The 15,586-nt window shown below is 59.6% G+C and carries 15 protein-coding genes and 1 tRNA gene; 7 read left to right on the top strand and 9 right to left on the bottom strand.

Annotated features, from left to right (window positions below):
* The first annotated feature begins 131 nt into the window (after positions 1-131).
* The 3 genes from MID00_RS05335 to MID00_RS05325 all read left to right on the top strand — a co-directional run bounded on the left by MID00_RS05335 (position 132) and on the right by MID00_RS05325 (position 4,240).
* Positions 132-2,327 (top strand): TonB-dependent siderophore receptor, encoded by a 2,196-nt coding sequence (locus MID00_RS05335; protein WP_254499845.1) that lies wholly within the window; start codon positions 132-134, stop codon positions 2,325-2,327.
* 98 nt (positions 2,328-2,425) lie between these two features.
* On the top strand, positions 2,426-3,106 hold the full coding sequence (locus tag MID00_RS05330; protein WP_250756687.1) for a Fe2+-dependent dioxygenase: 681 nt from the start codon (positions 2,426-2,428) through the stop codon (positions 3,104-3,106).
* Positions 3,107-3,127: 21 nt separating this feature from the next.
* Complete coding sequence (locus MID00_RS05325; RefSeq protein WP_254499843.1) at positions 3,128-4,240, top strand: alpha-hydroxy acid oxidase; 1,113 nt, start codon at positions 3,128-3,130, stop codon at positions 4,238-4,240.
* Here MID00_RS05325 and ampD read toward each other — a convergent pair.
* Genes ampD through ccsA form a run of 3 tightly spaced genes read right to left on the bottom strand, consistent with a single transcriptional unit; the run spans position 4,228 to position 5,963 of the window.
* A complete protein-coding gene (gene ampD / locus MID00_RS05320; protein ID WP_250756689.1) occupies positions 4,228-4,863 on the bottom strand; it encodes a 1,6-anhydro-N-acetylmuramyl-L-alanine amidase AmpD in 636 nt (211 codons plus the stop codon). The two genes, MID00_RS05325 and ampD, sit on opposite strands and share 13 nt — an antisense overlap.
* A 4-nt stretch (positions 4,864-4,867) precedes the next feature.
* Positions 4,868-5,119, bottom strand: a complete 252-nt coding sequence (locus MID00_RS05315; RefSeq protein ID WP_254499840.1) for a PP0621 family protein — start codon at positions 5,117-5,119, stop codon at positions 4,868-4,870.
* Positions 5,112-5,963 carry an inner membrane protein YpjD gene (ccsA, locus tag MID00_RS05310; protein WP_009463240.1) on the bottom strand — a complete coding sequence of 284 codons (852 nt, stop codon included), beginning with the start codon at positions 5,961-5,963 and terminating at the stop codon, positions 5,112-5,114. The genes MID00_RS05315 and ccsA overlap by 8 nt, the downstream gene beginning before the upstream one ends.
* 103 nt (positions 5,964-6,066) lie before the next feature.
* Here ccsA and ffh point away from each other — a divergent pair, with 103 nt between their 5' ends.
* On the top strand, positions 6,067-7,491 hold the full coding sequence (gene ffh / locus MID00_RS05305; RefSeq protein WP_009463242.1) for a signal recognition particle protein: 1,425 nt from the start codon (positions 6,067-6,069) through the stop codon (positions 7,489-7,491).
* 102 nt (positions 7,492-7,593) lie between these two features.
* Here the strand turns inward: ffh and lysM are convergent, their stop codons facing one another.
* The 4 genes from lysM to trmB all read right to left on the bottom strand — a co-directional run bounded on the left by lysM (position 7,594) and on the right by trmB (position 10,122).
* A complete protein-coding gene (lysM, locus tag MID00_RS05300; RefSeq protein WP_009463244.1) occupies positions 7,594-8,037 on the bottom strand; it encodes a peptidoglycan-binding protein LysM in 444 nt (147 codons plus the stop codon).
* 130 nt (positions 8,038-8,167) lie between these two features.
* Positions 8,168-8,368, bottom strand: coding sequence for a sulfur carrier protein ThiS (thiS, locus tag MID00_RS05295; protein WP_060186249.1), 201 nt, complete (start codon positions 8,366-8,368; stop codon positions 8,168-8,170).
* 42 nt (positions 8,369-8,410) lie between these two features.
* Positions 8,411-9,358, bottom strand: coding sequence for a prolyl aminopeptidase (gene pip / locus MID00_RS05290; RefSeq protein ID WP_009463248.1), 948 nt, complete (start codon positions 9,356-9,358; stop codon positions 8,411-8,413).
* A complete protein-coding gene (gene trmB, locus MID00_RS05285) occupies positions 9,355-10,122 on the bottom strand; it encodes a tRNA (guanosine(46)-N7)-methyltransferase TrmB (RefSeq protein ID WP_009463250.1) in 768 nt (255 codons plus the stop codon). The genes pip and trmB overlap by 4 nt, the downstream gene beginning before the upstream one ends.
* A 202-nt stretch (positions 10,123-10,324) precedes the next feature.
* Here trmB and MID00_RS05280 point away from each other — a divergent pair.
* Both MID00_RS05280 and MID00_RS05275 read left to right on the top strand, forming a co-directional pair.
* A tRNA-Gly gene (locus tag MID00_RS05280) sits at positions 10,325-10,398 on the top strand.
* Positions 10,399-10,637: 239 nt separating this feature from the next.
* Positions 10,638-12,560, top strand: coding sequence for an integrase arm-type DNA-binding domain-containing protein (locus MID00_RS05275; protein ID WP_254499837.1), 1,923 nt, complete (start codon positions 10,638-10,640; stop codon positions 12,558-12,560).
* A 12-nt stretch (positions 12,561-12,572) separates the two neighbouring features.
* On the opposite strand, the gene MID00_RS05270 is transcribed toward MID00_RS05275, so the two are convergent.
* Positions 12,573-13,193 (bottom strand): LysR substrate-binding domain-containing protein, encoded by a 621-nt coding sequence (locus MID00_RS05270; RefSeq protein WP_254499835.1) that lies wholly within the window; start codon positions 13,191-13,193, stop codon positions 12,573-12,575.
* A 118-nt stretch (positions 13,194-13,311) separates the two neighbouring features.
* On the opposite strand from MID00_RS05270, the gene MID00_RS05265 reads away from it, so the two are divergent.
* The gene (locus tag MID00_RS05265; RefSeq protein WP_254499833.1) at positions 13,312-13,617 is read left to right on the top strand and encodes a helix-turn-helix domain-containing protein; all 306 of its coding nucleotides are present in this window, start codon (positions 13,312-13,314) and stop codon (positions 13,615-13,617) included.
* A gap of 26 nt (positions 13,618-13,643) precedes the next feature.
* Here the strand turns inward: MID00_RS05265 and mobH are convergent, their stop codons facing one another.
* Complete coding sequence (gene mobH, locus MID00_RS05260; RefSeq protein WP_254499831.1) at positions 13,644-15,503, bottom strand: MobH family relaxase; 1,860 nt, start codon at positions 15,501-15,503, stop codon at positions 13,644-13,646.
* Positions 15,504-15,586 lie beyond the last annotated feature (83 nt).

Genomic DNA, 15,586 nt, shown 5'->3' with positions numbered 1-15,586 from the left:
AAGAATGATTAATATTACCGCTTCCTTTAAAAGCGCTTATCTGGCAGCGAAACATCGCTAATAGCGAGCGATCGGACTTGATTCGATGGCACTGCCCAAAAAAGAGCGATAACTACCACATGGAGCTGGTGATGTTGTTTGTTTCCACCCTGCCGCCTCGTCGGTTCGCCGAGACGGTTTTGTCCGCAGCATTGTTTGCTGCTCTGACAACTCCTGCAATTGCTCAAACCGCCAATCCAGGCGTGACCGAGCTGCAATCCATCAAAGTTCAAGGCACGACGGATGCTAATGGCATTGATGGTTTTCAAGCGCATAAAGCGCAATCGGTGAAGTTTTCCGAGACACTGCTTAACACCCCGCGTTCCATCACCGTGATCCCGGAGGAGGTGATCAGGGACCGTGGCGCAACGTCGCTGCAAGATGTGTTGCGTACGACTCCTGGCATTACCCTGGGATCGGGCGAAGGAGGCACGCCTATGGGTGACCGTCCCTTTATCCGGGGTTACGAAGCCAGTACCGATATTTTCATCGACGGTGTGCGCGACTACTCCCGTGGCTCGCACGAGACCTTCAACCTGGAATCGGTTGAAGTCTTGAAAGGTCCCAGCTCGGCTTATACCGGCCGTGGCGGTACCGGCGGCAGCCTGAACCTGGTGACCAAGTCTCCCAAGCTGAAAGACTTCTTCCAGGTGGAAGCGGGCTATGGCACGTCTGATCAATATCGTCTGACTGCTGACGGTAACTACGCTTTCTCGGATACCGGCGCCATCCGTCTGAATCTGATGCGTATGGGCGGCGAAGTGGCAGGGCGCGATGGTGTAAAGATTGATCGTTGGGGCATTGCTCCTTCCATCGCCTTTGGTTTGGGTACGCCAACGCGTGTGACCTTGTCTTACTCGCGTCTTGAGAACAAGGACATGCCGGACTTGGGCTTTCCTTTCAAGAATGCTGCCAATCCGGATCGCGTCACCCCACTGGAAGCGGACCGCGATAACTTTTACGGTCGCCGCAATGTGGACTTTCGCAAGTACATTGCCGATACCGCTTCGGCCAGCGTCGAACATGATCTGAATGATCGTTTCACGGTGCGTAACGTCACGCGTTACAGCAAGACTCTGAATCACTATCTGATGACGCGTCCGTCTTTTGATAACTGCGCCGCAGGTGCAGGTGGGGCTTGCGCGACGGAAGGTGCTGGCTTGCAGTTTCGCCGCGATGATCGGACGAACTACCGTGTTGCAGAGTCTCTGCTGAACCAGACAGATGTCTACGGCAGCTTTAATACTGGTTCGATCAAGCATGACCTCGTTGCAGGTGTGGAAATCAGTAAGGAGGAAATCCACAACAAAGCGATGACGGGTGGCCCAGGCCGTGATACTGACTCGTTCTACGACCCGAACCCTAATCGACAGTACAACTATTCGCTGCAGTACGGTCCCAAGACCAAAACCGGCGATATCAAGACCCGTTCGGCCTACATCTTTGACACTGTGACCTTGAATGATCAGTGGATGATCAATGGTGGTTTGCGCTTTGATCGCTTTGAAGCCGACAACACCAAAGAGTCTCGCAAAGACGATATGTGGAACTATCAGTTGGGCGTGGTCTACAAACCCGCACAAAATGGTTCCATTTATCTGAGCTACGGTACATCTTCAAATCCTACGGGTGAAAACCTGGGGCAGGCCGGTGGTGCAGATGGCCCGGCAGGCGGAGCAGCAATTCGTGACTTGAAGCCAGAGCGCAGCTACAGCTGGGAACTGGGGACCAAGTGGGATGTGGCTGACGAGAAGTTGTCTTTGACAGCGGCCATTTTCCAGACCGACAAGAAAGATGCTCGCTCTACTGATCCGTTGACCGGTGACGTGTCCTTGAGTGGCAGCAATCGTGTGCGTGGTCTGGAGTTGGGCGCGGCTGGTGCAATTACCCCTAACTGGAATCTGTGGGCTGGCTACACCTACCTGGATCCCAAGATCAAGAAGTACCGCAACAAAGACAATGTCTTTGACGGCAACCAGATGAAGTTCATCTCCAAGCAGAGCTTCAATATCTGGACAACCTACAAAATCATGCCCGAGTTGACCTTGGGCGCAGGTGCCACATTTGTAGGCAAGCGCTTTGTGGATGACGCCAACCAATTGAAACTGCCTTCTTACTGGCGTTACGATGCGATGGCACGCTACGACCTGAACAAGAATGTATCCTTCCAGTTCAACGTCAATAACATCAGCAATGTGCGCATGTATGATGCTTCCCACGTCGGTATTTTTGCCAACGTCGGTCCAGGCCGCTCCTACATGTTCAATGCCTCTTACCGCTTCGAGTAAGCTGCAGCTTGTAGTGTAAAGTCGGATGGGCCGCCCTCTTGAGGCGGCCTGCCTGCTTCTTGTACGACTTTGTGCTTTTTTGTTCTTGCAGGTATCCCATGCTGATTACTATCCCGGACGTTCTCAACGCTGAGCAATTGCGAGACTGTCGCCAGGCCCTGGAGCAGGCGCAGTGGGAGGATGGGCGTGCGACGGCGGGTTATCTGGCCCAGCACAGCAAACGGAACCTGCAACTGCCTCTGGATGCAGCAGTGTCTCGCCAGATGGGCGAGTTTCTGATGCACGTACTGGGTCAGCACAGCGGCTTTATTGCCGCTGCTTTGCCCCTGCGTATGCTGCCGCCACGCTTTAATCGTTACGAGGGTGGCGGGGAGTACGGCAAGCACATTGATAACGCGATTTTTACGGTTCCTGGCACGGCTCAGCGCTTGCGTACGGATGTGTCCACGACCTTGTTTTTCAGCGATCCCGATGAATACGAAGGTGGAGAGCTGATCATCGAGGATGTGTACGGCACGCAGTCCATCAAGCTGCCTGCAGGACATATGGTGGTGTATCCCGGAACGAGTCTGCATCGCGTCCAGCCTGTCACTAAAGGAACGCGCTATGCCTCGTTTTTCTGGACGCAAAGCATGGTGCGCCATGCGCATCAACGCAAGTTGCTATGGGAGCTGGATCAGAGCATTCAACAACTGGCCAAGCAGAATGCGGATGCCCAGGAGCTATCACGCCTGACGGGGATTTATCATAATTTGCTGCGTGAATGGAGCGATGTCTGATCGCCTGGAGCTTGATTGACCATGTCCCAAGAACGACTGCCCCCGCTCAGTAGCATTCCAGCTCAGATTGCCTGTCTGACGGATTACGAACCGTATGCCCGTCAGCGTATGCGTGCGCAGGATTGGGCTTACTTCAGTGCAGGGGCGGCGGATGAGCTGACGCTGCAAGACAACCTGGCCAGCTTCGGGCGCTGGGGCTTATGGCCTGCTGCTTTAAGCACGTTTGATCAGCCTTCCACCTGTTTGACGCTGCAAGGGCAGTCCATGGACTACCCGATTCTTCTGGCTCCCGTGGCTTATCAGCGATTGGCTCACCCTGATGGTGAATTGGCCAGTGTGTTGGGCGCGGGTGCGATGGGAGCGACCAGTGTAATTAGCATGCAGTCCAGTCATTCCTTTGAAGAGATTGCCGCACAGGCGCATGCCCCCTTGTGGGCGCAGTGGTATTGGCAAAGGGATCGCGCATTTACTCTGAATTTGCTGGGGCGGCTTGAAGCGGCAGGGTATACCGCGCTGATGCTGACAGTGGATGCTGCGGTCAATGGTGTGCGTAATCAGGAACAGCGTGCGGGCTTTGCCTTGCCCGCAGGTGTGGATGCCGTGAATTTGCGGGGTGCCCCAACGCAGCAGGCGGTTTTAGGCGCAGCAGGCACCAGTCCTTTGTTTGGCAGTGGTTTGCTAGATACGGCCCCGACTTGGGATGATCTGGCCTGGCTGGTGCAGAACTGTCCTTTGCCTGTTTGGGTGAAGGGAATCATGCGACCCCGTGATGCTCAGCGAGCCCTGGAGATGGGGGTTGCCGGGATTGTTGTGTCCAATCACGGTGGGCGAACCTTGGATGGTGCCCCCGCTTCTGTGGACGTCTTGGCTCAGGTTTGTCAGGTCGTGCAGGGCAGGGTGCCGGTCCTGATTGATGGCGGTATTCGCCGCGGAACAGATGTGCTCAAGGCATTGGCGCTGGGAGCAACAGCCGTGATGATTGGCCGTCCCTATATTTATGGCCTGGCCGCTGCAGGAGCGGCCGGTGTTGCTCATGTCCTGCATATTTTGCGGGCGGAGCTGGAAGTGGCGATGGCGCTGACCGGCTGCAATACCTTGGCCGATATTGGCCCTGAACTACTTTATCGGTCTTGATCTGGCACTTGTCTTTGCTTTGGTCCCAACTCTTGTTCCGGCAATGTTTCTTTGGGCCAGCCATGTTCCCGCTTCACCCGTTCCCAATCAAAGAAAGGGCCCGGATCTGTCTTGCGCCCCGGAGCGATGTGCTCATGGCCACGTACGGCGCGCAAGTTATGGCGCATACGTAAGGCGCGGCTCAGGCGGGATAGCTCCCGGTACTGCGCTTCTGTGAATGGCTCGAAATCGCTGCCTTCCAGCTCAATGCCAATAGAGAAATCATTGCAGCGCTCGCGGTCTTCAAAGCGCGACACACCCGCATGCCAGGCGCGGCGGGTAGTGGGAACAAACTGGATGATGTGGCCAGTGCGCTGGATCAGAAAGTGGGCCGAAACTTTCAGGTCCCGGATGTTCTCGAACCAGGGGTGGGCGCTGATATCCAGCTTGTTCTGAAAAAAATCCCGAATGTAGGGGCCGCCGAACTCTTGCGGTGGCAGGCTGATATTGTGCAGCACCAGCAAGGTCGGGGTGTCGCCCTCGGGGCGGTCATCCTGATTGGGTGACAGGGCGCGCAGGACATTGGCATGAGGTTTCAGCCAGCCCTGTCGGTCCAGGTCGTAGGCGTGGTGCATGCGAGCCATGGCGTTAGCTGCGTGGGCCGCGCTTGGCGTGTTCCAGGCTGCACCAGGTGTGATGATTGCTCATCAAGGCTTCGGAGCGTGGCAGATAAATCCCACAGTGTGCGCAACGGACCATTTCTTCAGCAGTACCTTGCTTGCGCGGGGGACGCATGGTGGGGTTGGGTGGATTGCGCTTGCGGGCCTTGTTTTGCGACACGATGCGGGCAATGATCATGGCCGCCAGGATGGCGACAACCCAAAATAAGACTTTACCCAATTTTCCCTCGTTGCAAGATGACGTCTAGTACAAAGTGGCTGCCTGTATAGGCCAGCAGCAGGAAGGCAAAACCGGCCAAGGTCCAGCGCAAGGCAACGCGACCACGCCATCCATACTGTTTTCGACCCCATAATAAGCCACCAAATGTAACCCAGGATAGCAAGGTAAAGACAGTTTTGTGGTCGGCAGGCAAAAATTTACCGTCTATTGCCATGGAGACGGCGGCACCGCTCAGAATCGTGAAGGTCAGAATCACGAAAGAGACACGGATCAGGCGAAACAGCAGCTCCTCTTGCACCAGCAGGGGCGGCATGGTGTCCAGAACCCGGCTGAACAAACCGCGTTGCTCCTGATGAAGAATAGGGCGGTGCAACTGACGGTCCAGAGCCGTCATCAAGACGGCGTGCAAAGCCGCTACGGTACTAAGCCCATAGGCGACCAGCGCAATCATCAAGTGAATACGTAGCCATTCATTGCCGACATGGTTGACGATATGGCCTTCGGGAAAGGCCATGGCCAGCAGGCTGACGATTGTGGCTGCAGGCAGTAGAATGAGCAGCAGGCTGTCCAGACGCAGATACAGGCTTTGGAACCAGAACACCACCATGCCCAGCCAGATTGCCGCTGACAGGGCCAGTGCCCAGCTCAGATGCAGCCCCTGAGGCAGCACAATAGTCAGTAGCAGGCCCGCTCCGTGCACAATGATGGCGCAGAGCAAGGCCACCCGGCTGGGGGCGTTCAGTACGGTTCGGGTGCTGCCGCGAGTCAACGGACGCCAGAGCGAGATCGACAGCACGATGTACGCCAGTGCGGCGAGCAAGTGAAATACAATACTTGCAGACATAAGTCCCGGATTTCCTGAAAAACGGTACGGGGCGTACCTCAAGTGGCCATTTTATTCTTATTCGTAGACCACACGATAACCTAGTTTAAGCGAACCCAGTCCTATGTTTGAAAATCTGACCCAGCGTATGTCGCGTGTGGTGAAAACCATGCGCGGACAGGCTCGTCTGACCGAATCCAATACTCAGGATATGTTGAGGGAAGTGCGTCTGGCTTTGCTGGAAGCGGACGTGGCCTTGCCCGTCGTGCGCGAGTTTGTCGCACGGGTCAAAGAAAAGGCACTTGGTGTTGAAGTTGCCGACAGCTTGAATCCTGGCCAGGCACTGGTGGGTGTTGTTCACCAGGAGCTGACCAATCTGATGGGTGCAGACCTGGGTGACAACGCCAGCGAGCTGTCCCTGGCGGCTCAGCCTCCCGCGATTATTCTGATGGCCGGTCTGCAAGGTGCGGGTAAAACCACCACCACCGGTAAGCTCGCCAAATGGCTGAGCGAAGGCGGCCACGTTCAGCATGGCCGCAAGACAGGCAAGAAGAAAGTTCTGGTGGTCAGTGCCGACGTGTATCGACCAGCCGCTATCGAGCAGCTGAAAACCGTTGCTGCCCAGGTGGGTGTCGAGTTTCTGCCGTCGGATCCTAGCCAGAAACCAGCCGACATTGCCCGTAATGCCCTGGATCACGCCAAGCGTCATCACTTTGATGTGCTGATTGTCGATACGGCCGGTCGCCTGGGTATTGACGAAGAAATGATGCGCGAAATTCGCGCTCTGTACGATCTGCTGAACCCGATTGAAACCTTGTTCGTGGTCGATGCCATGCAGGGGCAGGACGCGGTCAACGTGGCCAAGGCCTTTGCTGATGCCTTGCCGCTGACGGGTGTGGTGCTGACCAAGCTGGATGGTGATGCACGTGGTGGTGCGGCCTTGTCCGTACGTCATGTCACCGGTAAGCCGCTGAAGTTTGTGGGTGTTTCCGAAAAGCTGGATGGTCTGGAGCCATTCCACCCCGAGCGTATGGCTCAGCGCGTGCTGGGCATGGGCGATATTGTTTCGCTGGTCGAACAGGCCCAGCGCAATATCGACATCGCCGAAGCGCAGAAGATTACCGACAAGATCAAATCGGGCGACAAGTTCGACCTGAATGACTTCCGTGACCAGCTGCAGCAAGTCAAGAAGCTGGGTGATATGGGCTCCTTGCTGGAAAAACTGCCTGCCCAGTTCTCGCAAGCCGCGTCCCAGTTGCAAGGTGGTCAGGCTGAACAGCAATTGCGTCGTACGGAAGGGATCTTGAACTCCATGACCCCGGCCGAGCGTGCCAAGCCCGAACTGCTCAAAGCCTCGCGCAAGCGTCGTATCGCTGCCGGTTCTGGCGTGCCAGTGCAAGAGGTCAACCGCTTGCTCAATCAGTTCGAGCAAATGCAAGGCATGATGAAGCAGATGAAAAAAGGCGGCATGGCCAAGATGATGCGCGGCCTGGGCGGTATGGGTGCCTTGAAAGGTCTGGCTGGCAAGGGCTTCAAGGGCTTTCGCTAAGAAGCGCTTGGAGCTTGCCGCAAAGGCGTGAATCGCTCTGGCGGGACCACCAACAAAAAAAGCCCGCATACGCGGGCTTTTTTTCGTCCTGAGCTGTTGTTGTTACAGCGCAGGAATACGCAGTACCTGACCGGGATAGATCTTGTCAGGATGGCTGAGCATAGGCTTGTTGGCTTCAAAAATAACCGTGTATTTTGCGCCGTTTGCCTTGCCGTAGTTGGTTTCAGCAATTTTCCACAGGGTGTCGCCTTTCTGTACGGTATACATGGTGGCTTGTGCGGAAGGCTGAGCAACGCTGAGCTGGTTGTCGACTTGAGAGACACCCAGGGTGTTACCCAGAGCCAGCACAATTTTTTCGGCTTGTTCGGTGGAGGCGGCTTGGCCGCTAACCGTGACTTTGTCGCCATCAACCGTCAGATTCAGACCGTCGGCGGAAAGTTGGTGTTTGGCCAGTTCTTTCTGGAGTTCGTCAGCTGTTGCTGCTTTGGCTTCGTTGGCACCAAAGAGTTTTTCGCCGACATCTTTAAGAAAACTGAATACGCCCATCGCTTTGCTCCTGAAGTTAGGGTTCTACGGCTGCCTGCTTGATGGCAGGCGAGACGGCCCATTATGACCTCATTTTTATCCCCGAAGCCGTAGCTGAATGTCAGCAATTGTGCATTTTAAAGGGCGAGTATCAGCCGCCACCGACGGCAACCACGATTTCAATGGTGTCGCCTTCTTTGATCGGGGTGCTGGCGTGCTGGCTTTTGGGCACGATATCGCCGTTCAGTTCCACGGCAATACGCTTGTTCTCGTAGCCCAGCTCGATAATCAGCGTGCCAACCGTGTCGGAGTTTGCCAGAGTCTTGCTCTGGCCGTTCAGGGTAATGTTCATTCTTGTCTCTGGATATGGTCCGGCCAGGGCCGGACGAGTGATTCAGATGGCAAATTTCTGGGTGGCGGCCAGCAGCCGGGCCAAAATGCCGGGTTCGTCGTAGGCGTGGCCTGCGTCCGCAACCATATGAAATTCTGCTTGGGGCCAGGCGCGATGCAGTTGCCAGGCTGTATGCGCCGGAGTGCACACATCATAGCGTCCCTGTACGATGACACCGGGAATGCCATGTAAGCGGTGGGCGTTTTTCAGCAACTGATCCGGCTCCAGAAAACCCCGGTTCATGAAATAGTGGTTTTCAATACGCGCAAAGGCCAAAGCAGCTTTATCACTGGACTTGGCATCCAGGTGATTCTGGCTGGGCAAGAGCGTGATGGTATTGCTTTCCCATTGCGACCAGGCGTGTGCGGCCCGTAACTGCACAGCGGGGTCATCGCCTGTCAGACGCTTGTGGTAGGCGGTAATCAGGTCCCCGTGCTCTTCCTTGGGAATGGGGGCCAGATACTGTTCCCAGATATCGGGAAACAGGCGCGAGGCACCTTCCTGATAAAACCAGTGCAGCTCTTCAGGACGGGCCATGAAGATACCGCGCACAATCAGTTCGCTGACGTGCTCGGGGTGAGTCTGGGCGTAGGCCAGCGCTAGAGTCGAGCCCCAGGAGCCGCCAAACACCAGCATCTTGTCGGCCTTGAGCTTTTCCTTGCGCAGCCGCTCCATGTCCTGAACCAGATGCCAAGTGGTGTTGTTCTCCAGGCTGGCATGAGGGTAGGAACGCCCGCAACCGCGCTGATCAAACAGCAGCACATTGTATTTTTGCGGGTCGAACAGGCGACGGTGATCGGTAGAACATCCTGATCCCGGCCCACCGTGCAAGAAAATGGCCGGTTTACCTGCCGGGTTGCCGCAGCATTCCCAGTAGATATGGTGCCCATCATCGGTGTGCAACGTGCCTTGGGCGTAAGGCTCTATAGGCGGGAACAGGGTAGCGCTCATTGTTCTTTCTTGGGCCAGTTCAGTTCAGGGGTAGGGGTGTCATTGCGGGTGAAGATCAGATCCCACACGCCATGACCCAGACGCAGCCCACGGTTCTCGAACTTGGTCAGTGGACGGAAGTCGGGGCGGGGTGCGTAGCCTTCGTGCGTGTTGCTGAGCATGGGCTCGGCGGACAGCACTTCCAGCATTTGTTCGGCGTAGTTTTCCCAGTCGGTGGCGCAATGGATGTAACCACCGGGTTTCAGACGGCTGGTCAGCAACTGAATAAAGGGCGATTGCACCAGGCGACGCTTGTGATGGCGCTTCTTGGGCCAGGGGTCGGGAAAGTAGATATGAATACCGGCCAGCGAGCCGGGAGCGATCATGTCGCGCACCACTTCCACCGCGTCATGCTGGATGATGCGGATGTTGCTGATCTGGTTGTCATCAATGCGCTTGAGCAAGGCACCGACACCGGCATTAAAGACTTCCACGCCCAGGAAATTGTCGTCCGGGCGGGCCTGGGCAATTTTCTGGGTGGTTTCACCCATGCCAAACCCGATTTCCAGAATCAGGGGATTGTCATTGCCAAACACCGTTTCCGGTTTCAGGATGTTGTCGCGGTAGCTGATCGACCACAGGGGCAAGAGGCGCGCCAGGGCTTGTTCCTGGCTGGGCGTAATGTGCGCGCGCCGATGAACAAAGCTACGGATATGGGTCTCGCCGGAATTGCTGTTCGCGACATTGGGCGACAGCAGGGATTGTTTTTCGTTGCTGGAGGTCATGGTTGTGGCGCGGGCATCAGGAATGGCTCGCGTATCAGCTAAAAGCGGGAAAACTCTATTGTAGTGAGTCTTGCCGCCGAATTCATGTGGTGGCGCGCGAAAAAGATAGGGCCGGGGCGACGCATGAAGAAAAGATCGCGCTATAATTTTCGCTTGCCCATTCGCGGGATCGTCTGCTTTTGAGGCAGACCTCTCCATCAGGGCGGGTGTAGTTTAATGGTAAAACTGATGCTTCCCAAGCATCCGTCGTGGGTTCGATTCCCATCGCCCGCTCCACTTCGACTTTCCAAGGACTTCCAGAAAAGACCGTGGAACGTCGCAAGTGATTGTCACCATTCAGCTTTTTCGCCATCGCTGAATCCAGTGACGTCCAGCGAAAACCACTGACTGCCGGTACAAAACGGTACATCAAGTGGTACATCGGAAAGCGGAGCTTCCCGCTTCCGCATAGTTGCTGGAGCAGCGCGGGGTCGGACAGGACCATGCAGCCAACTCGATTCTCAGGAGTTGGGCTCATGCTCTCAGACCTCATGGTTCGCCAGGCCAAGGCGACCGGCAAGACGTACACGCTGGCCGATTCGGACGGCCTCTCCCTCTTCGTCTCCGCCAACGGCACCAAGGCCTGGCACTTCCGCTTCACCTGGGGCGGCAAGCGCGATCGCATGTCCTTCGGCAGCTACCCGGCGCTGTCTCTGAAGGAGGCGCGCGAGCTTCGCGATGAAGCCCGCAACCTGCTCGCCAAGGGCGTCAACCCGCACACCGAACGCAAGCGCAAGCGCCACGCCATCGTGCTGGCGGGCGAACACACGTTCCAGGCGGTCTACGACCAGTGGCTGGCACATCGCAAGCTGTCATTGGAGGAAGGACGGCAGACCAGCCTGGAGCAGATCGCCCGCGTCTTCAAGAAAGACGTGTTCCCGGTGCTGCGTCACCTGACCATCTACGACATCACGCGCGCGCACCTGCTGGACATCATCGGCAAGGTGGAAAAGCGCGGCTCGCTGTCGGTGGCCGAGAAGCTCCGCACCTGGTTCACCCAACTGTTCACCTACGCCACGGTGGCGATCCCGAACATGCACGACAACCCGTCCAAGGACTTGGAGGTCGTCGCGCTGCCGCTGCCGCCGGTCGAGCACAACCCGTTCCTGCGTATGCCCGAGCTGCCGATCATGTTGCAGACGCTGCGCAAGTACCGCGGGCGTCTGAACACGCAGTTGGGCATTCGGCTGCTGATGCTCACCGGCGTGCGCACCGGCGAGCTGCGCTTCGCCACGCCCGACCAGTTCGACCTGGAGCAAGGCCTGTGGATCATCCCGGTGGCCAGGCTCAAGCAGCGCGCGCTGCTCACCAAGAAGAAGCGCAAGCGCCTGGTGGACATCCCGCCGTACATCGTGCCGCTCTCGGTGCAGGCCCAGGAGATCGTTCGGCACTTGCTGGACCAGTGCAAGCCGGCCCAGGTCTGCCTCATTCCCGGCGACTGGTGCCTGAAGCACCCCGTCAGCGAGAACACGTTCAACGGCGCGCTCAAGCGCATGGGCTACGAGGATCAGCTCACGGGGCACGGCATCCGCGCGACAATTTCGACTGCGCTCAACGAACTTGGCTACCCGAAGAAGTGGGTGGATGCCCAGCTCTCGCACGCCGACCCGGACAAGATCAGCGCGACCTACAACCATGCCGAGTACGTCGAGCAGCGCCGGGTCATGATGCAGGATTGGGCCGATCGCCTGGACCTGTTCGAGCAGAACCAAGTCGAGGTCGCCAGCCGCCACCTGACCATCACGCTGCAGGGCTTGCCGACCATCGCCGGCCAGGCGGCCGTGCAGCCGCCGGTGGTCGACCTCACAGCGCCGCAGTTGATCGTGACCGCGCCGACGCCCGACCTGCCCGCAGCGCCGGCATCGGTGCAGCGGCTGTCGGCTGTGCGCATGCCCGAGTACGCGCGGCCGCGGCTGTCGGAGGTGCAGCGCGAACGCCTGCAGGTGCTGGAAACCTTCGAGGCGCCCCACAACCTCTCGGTGGCGGACTACGCCAAGCTCGCGGGCAAGTCGCGTCGCTGGATCACCTACGAGATCCAGGCCGGCAATCTGCTGTCGATCCACATAGGCAACCGCGGGCAGCGGGTGCCGGACTGGCAGCTCGATCCGCTCAAGCGCAGGCTCGTGCAGTCCGTGCTGAAGCAGGTGCCGCGCGGGCTGGACACCTGGGCGATCTACCACGCGCTGCTGCAGTCCTATGACGCGCTTGGCGGGCGGGCCGCTATCGAGGCGGTCAACCCGAAGAACCTGCACCTGGCCGCGCGGCTGGTCGCGGCGCAGAGCATCGCGGCGGATGATCCCGAGGACTCCGACATTCCGGTCCAAGTGCGGCGCAGCGTGCAGCGCCTGGTGCAGGATGCCATCACGGCCGATGCCGCCGAAGACCTGATGGAGCCTTGACGCCGCTGGCCTTCAGGTCACGGAGCGGGCGCGGCGCGCGAACCGCTTCTGCGGTTCGGTCAAGGCCTCGCACGTGTGCAGCAGGTAGGCCATGACGATGGGCGGCGCACCGGCCAGCGGTCGTACTGCGATGCCTCGGCACTGGTATCCAGCCAGCCGCGCGGCGGGCGCGATGGCGATGCCGTACCCCGCGGCGACCAGCGTCATCGCCATGTCGAAGGTGCTCACGACCTGCTCGTGTGGCGCGTCGCCGATCAGCCGATGCACGATGGCCTGCCACGGCTCGTCCGCGGTCGATTGCGCGCAGATGAGGGGCTGCTTCTTCAGTTCATGACATGGGACGTCGCGATGGACCAGCAGGTGCGAACGCTTGGCGACGGCGACAGCCAGCGTGTCGTGCCACAACGGCTCGCACACCCAACCAGGCCAGTCCACATCGGCGGTCGACAGCGCGAAATCGAAGCCGCCTCTCGACACCTCACCTGCCGGCGTGCTGTACGCACATTCGACCAGAGCGGCCGTGGTCTCCGGTTCTTCGGCACGTTGCAGCGCCAGCACGTCGGCGAGCTGCGAGGGCACCCACCTACCGAGCAGGGCCACGCGGATCGCGGTGGAGGCGTCGCTTGATGTCACGGTACTGCTTCCTCCCAAGGGCAGAAACTCGTGGGGGGGCGAAAGCATCAGGCGTGCTATCGCATGTGAGTTAAGTTTAACGTGGGTTATCTACGGGCAATGCTCGACGCTTTTGCTGATGCAGAAGCGCCCGATTCAGAGAGGCCGACCCGCCGGCACGACCACCTACGAAGCAGAACCAGCCATCGCGTTTGGAGCCGCCGTTCGCGATGAGAGAACCAACCAGGGCATCGCCCAGGAAACGCTGGCTCACCTGGCCGGCATCGAGCGCTCGCACGTCGGCAAGATCGAGCGCGGCGAGCACACGCCTACGCTCCCCTTGATCCTCAAGATCGCCCGTGCGCTGAAATGCAGTTCTGCCCACCTGATGGCCCTGACCGAAGCCAAGCTGGCCGAACCGGCTCCCTCCAAGTCAGAGGACTGAAGCCGGCCGGGGCTTGGGCCGCCTACTTATCCCTGCTCGTCGTTATCGTTTTGAACTGCGGGATTTTCGCGCTTTGGGGTCTCGTTGGCGAGACGCAGGTAAGGGTTATCGGGCGGCACTTCCCCGAATAGCGCCTCGGGCCGCGCCAGCAGGTAGCCGTGCAGCCGCCGCGATTTGCGCGGGCCGGTCACGTCGCAGGTCCAGATATTCAGACCGCTGGCCTGCTTGCGGTGCGCCCCCAACTTCTCGAAGCGCTTCTGCACCCACTGCCACGCCTCCAGCTTCTCCTGCTTGGCGACGGCCGCGACCTGCGGATGTTCCTGCGCGTAGCGCTGGAACACGCCGGGGCTGACCAGGTAGGCCGTGCCGGCGACGGTATGCACCAGGGCCTTGGCATCGTTGATGATGAGCCTGCGCGATCCCACGCCCTGGATCAGCCAGGCCATGAAGTCTTCGCCGGAGGGCTCGGCCTGTGGGCGGGGTGTCAAAGCTGGTGTTGCCGGCGGCGGCGCCGCCGCGCTGGCCAAGGAATCTCCTTCGGCATCTGCCCGGGCGTCGGCGACGGGCTCGGGCGGCGTCGAGAGTGGCGCCGACGCGGCAGGTGCCATGTCCAGCAGATCTAGCAGCGCACCCACGCCGTTGTCCGCAGCCGTGGACAGGACCAGCGGCGCAGCGCTCGGCGCAGGCCCCGGCTGAGCCGCACCAGGCGCAGCGGGTTCCGGCTGCGCTGCGTCCTCCTGCTCGACCCGCACCTGGCCGGCGAACGGCGCGGGCCGTTCGGCCGCCTCCCAGATCAGTGCGGGCGAGAGCTTCAGGAACGTGAAGCTGTGCGACCAGCCGGCATCGCTCGCGACCGTGGCCTTCCAGATCGCCTTGCCGTCCGGCGTGGGCAAGGCGATGCCGTGGTCCTGCAGTATGTTGAACACCGCCGTGTTGCTGGCCGGGATGCCGTCGATGCCTTGCTGCAGCAAATGCGCGCGCAGCTTGTCCGAGACGGTCTTGCTCACCAGCCAGAGTGCGTCCTGGGTCAGCCAGCCGTCCGAGGCCTGGGGCTGGTTCAGCTTGAATTCCTCCCGCAGCAGGAAGCGCAGGCCATCGAGCAGCTTGCGCTGCAGGGCGTGCTTGGGCGCGGCCAGTGCCTTGCTGGGATCGCCGCCGAGTTCCTGGGCCACCGAGGCCTGGTCGGCCTGCACCACCAGTTCGCCAAGAGTGCCGGCGTGCTCGTACTGGCCGGCCAGCACGTACAGAAGCGCGGCCCACAGGTCGGGGTAGTCGGCGAGCCAGTCGAAGATGCCTGGATCGAGCAGCCGGACGTAGAGCAGTCCGGTGGCGGCGCTGTGCAGCCGGTATTCGCGCTCCTTGCGATAGCGGAAGCGATACGGCCACCGCAGCGGGCCGTGCCAGGGATGCCAGACCGTGCCGTCCGCGTACTCCACATGCAGGTCGACGGCGACCTTGCCGACGTCGTGCAACAGCGCCGCATAGGCGGTGCCAGCCGTCCAGGCTTCGGCCTGGGCGGCTTGTGCCTCCGGCGTGGTGCCGGCGGGCAGCAGGTGCGACTGCCGCAGCTTCAGGGCGTAGGCGACGATCTCCAGGCCGTGGTCCAGCATGCCACCCGGGTAGGCATGGTGATGGCTCTCAGACGCTGGGAACTGCTGGACCAGCTCGGCGTAGCGCTCCAGTGGGGCGAGGTAGAGCGTGGCGAACTGCCGGCGCGAGAGCGAGGTGCGCTGCCAGATGTGTTCCAGCAGTTTCTGCCGACGCGGCGTGGCCAGCAGCGATGCGGCCGACTCCGGCCGCGTCAACCCTTTCGGAGTTTCGATGGCGGAGGTGGGCGGTGTGCCGGCGGTGGGTGGCACCCGTTTGCGCTGGAACAGCGAGAGCATGGCGAACCCCGGATGACGGGCTGCTCGGGGCGCCTTTTGGCCTTTTCAGGATAGGGCCTTTCCCCTTGGCGCCCTTCCTTTGC

The organism is Alcaligenes sp. NLF5-7, from assembly GCF_024266725.1.
Lineage (GTDB): Bacteria > Pseudomonadota > Gammaproteobacteria > Burkholderiales > Burkholderiaceae_B > Alcaligenes > Alcaligenes phenolicus.
Note: the sequence above shows the minus strand (reverse complement) of the source record. Positions and strands in the feature narration are given on the sequence as shown.

Bases quoted from the DNA above. Each gene is read 5' to 3' on its own strand.
- MID00_RS05335 (WP_254499845.1), top strand. From the start codon at position 132: ATGTTGTTTGTTTCCACCCTGCCGCCTCGTCGGTTCGCCGAGACGGTT.
- MID00_RS05330 (WP_250756687.1), top strand. From the start codon at position 2,426: ATGCTGATTACTATCCCGGACGTTCTCAACGCTGAGCAATTGCGAGAC.
- MID00_RS05325 (WP_254499843.1), top strand. From the start codon at position 3,128: ATGTCCCAAGAACGACTGCCCCCGCTCAGTAGCATTCCAGCTCAGATT.
- ampD (WP_250756689.1), bottom strand. From the start codon at position 4,863: ATGGCTCGCATGCACCACGCCTACGACCTGGACCGACAGGGCTGGCTG.
- ccsA (WP_009463240.1), bottom strand. From the start codon at position 5,963: ATGTCTGCAAGTATTGTATTTCACTTGCTCGCCGCACTGGCGTACATC.
- ffh (WP_009463242.1), top strand. From the start codon at position 6,067: ATGTTTGAAAATCTGACCCAGCGTATGTCGCGTGTGGTGAAAACCATG.
- lysM (WP_009463244.1), bottom strand. From the start codon at position 8,037: ATGGGCGTATTCAGTTTTCTTAAAGATGTCGGCGAAAAACTCTTTGGT.
- thiS (WP_060186249.1), bottom strand. From the start codon at position 8,368: ATGAACATTACCCTGAACGGCCAGAGCAAGACTCTGGCAAACTCCGAC.
- pip (WP_009463248.1), bottom strand. From the start codon at position 9,358: ATGAGCGCTACCCTGTTCCCGCCTATAGAGCCTTACGCCCAAGGCACG.
- trmB (WP_009463250.1), bottom strand. From the start codon at position 10,122: ATGACCTCCAGCAACGAAAAACAATCCCTGCTGTCGCCCAATGTCGCG.
- MID00_RS05275 (WP_254499837.1), top strand. From the start codon at position 10,638: ATGCTCTCAGACCTCATGGTTCGCCAGGCCAAGGCGACCGGCAAGACG.
- MID00_RS05265 (WP_254499833.1), top strand. From the start codon at position 13,312: ATGCAGAAGCGCCCGATTCAGAGAGGCCGACCCGCCGGCACGACCACC.
- mobH (WP_254499831.1), bottom strand. From the start codon at position 15,503: ATGCTCTCGCTGTTCCAGCGCAAACGGGTGCCACCCACCGCCGGCACA.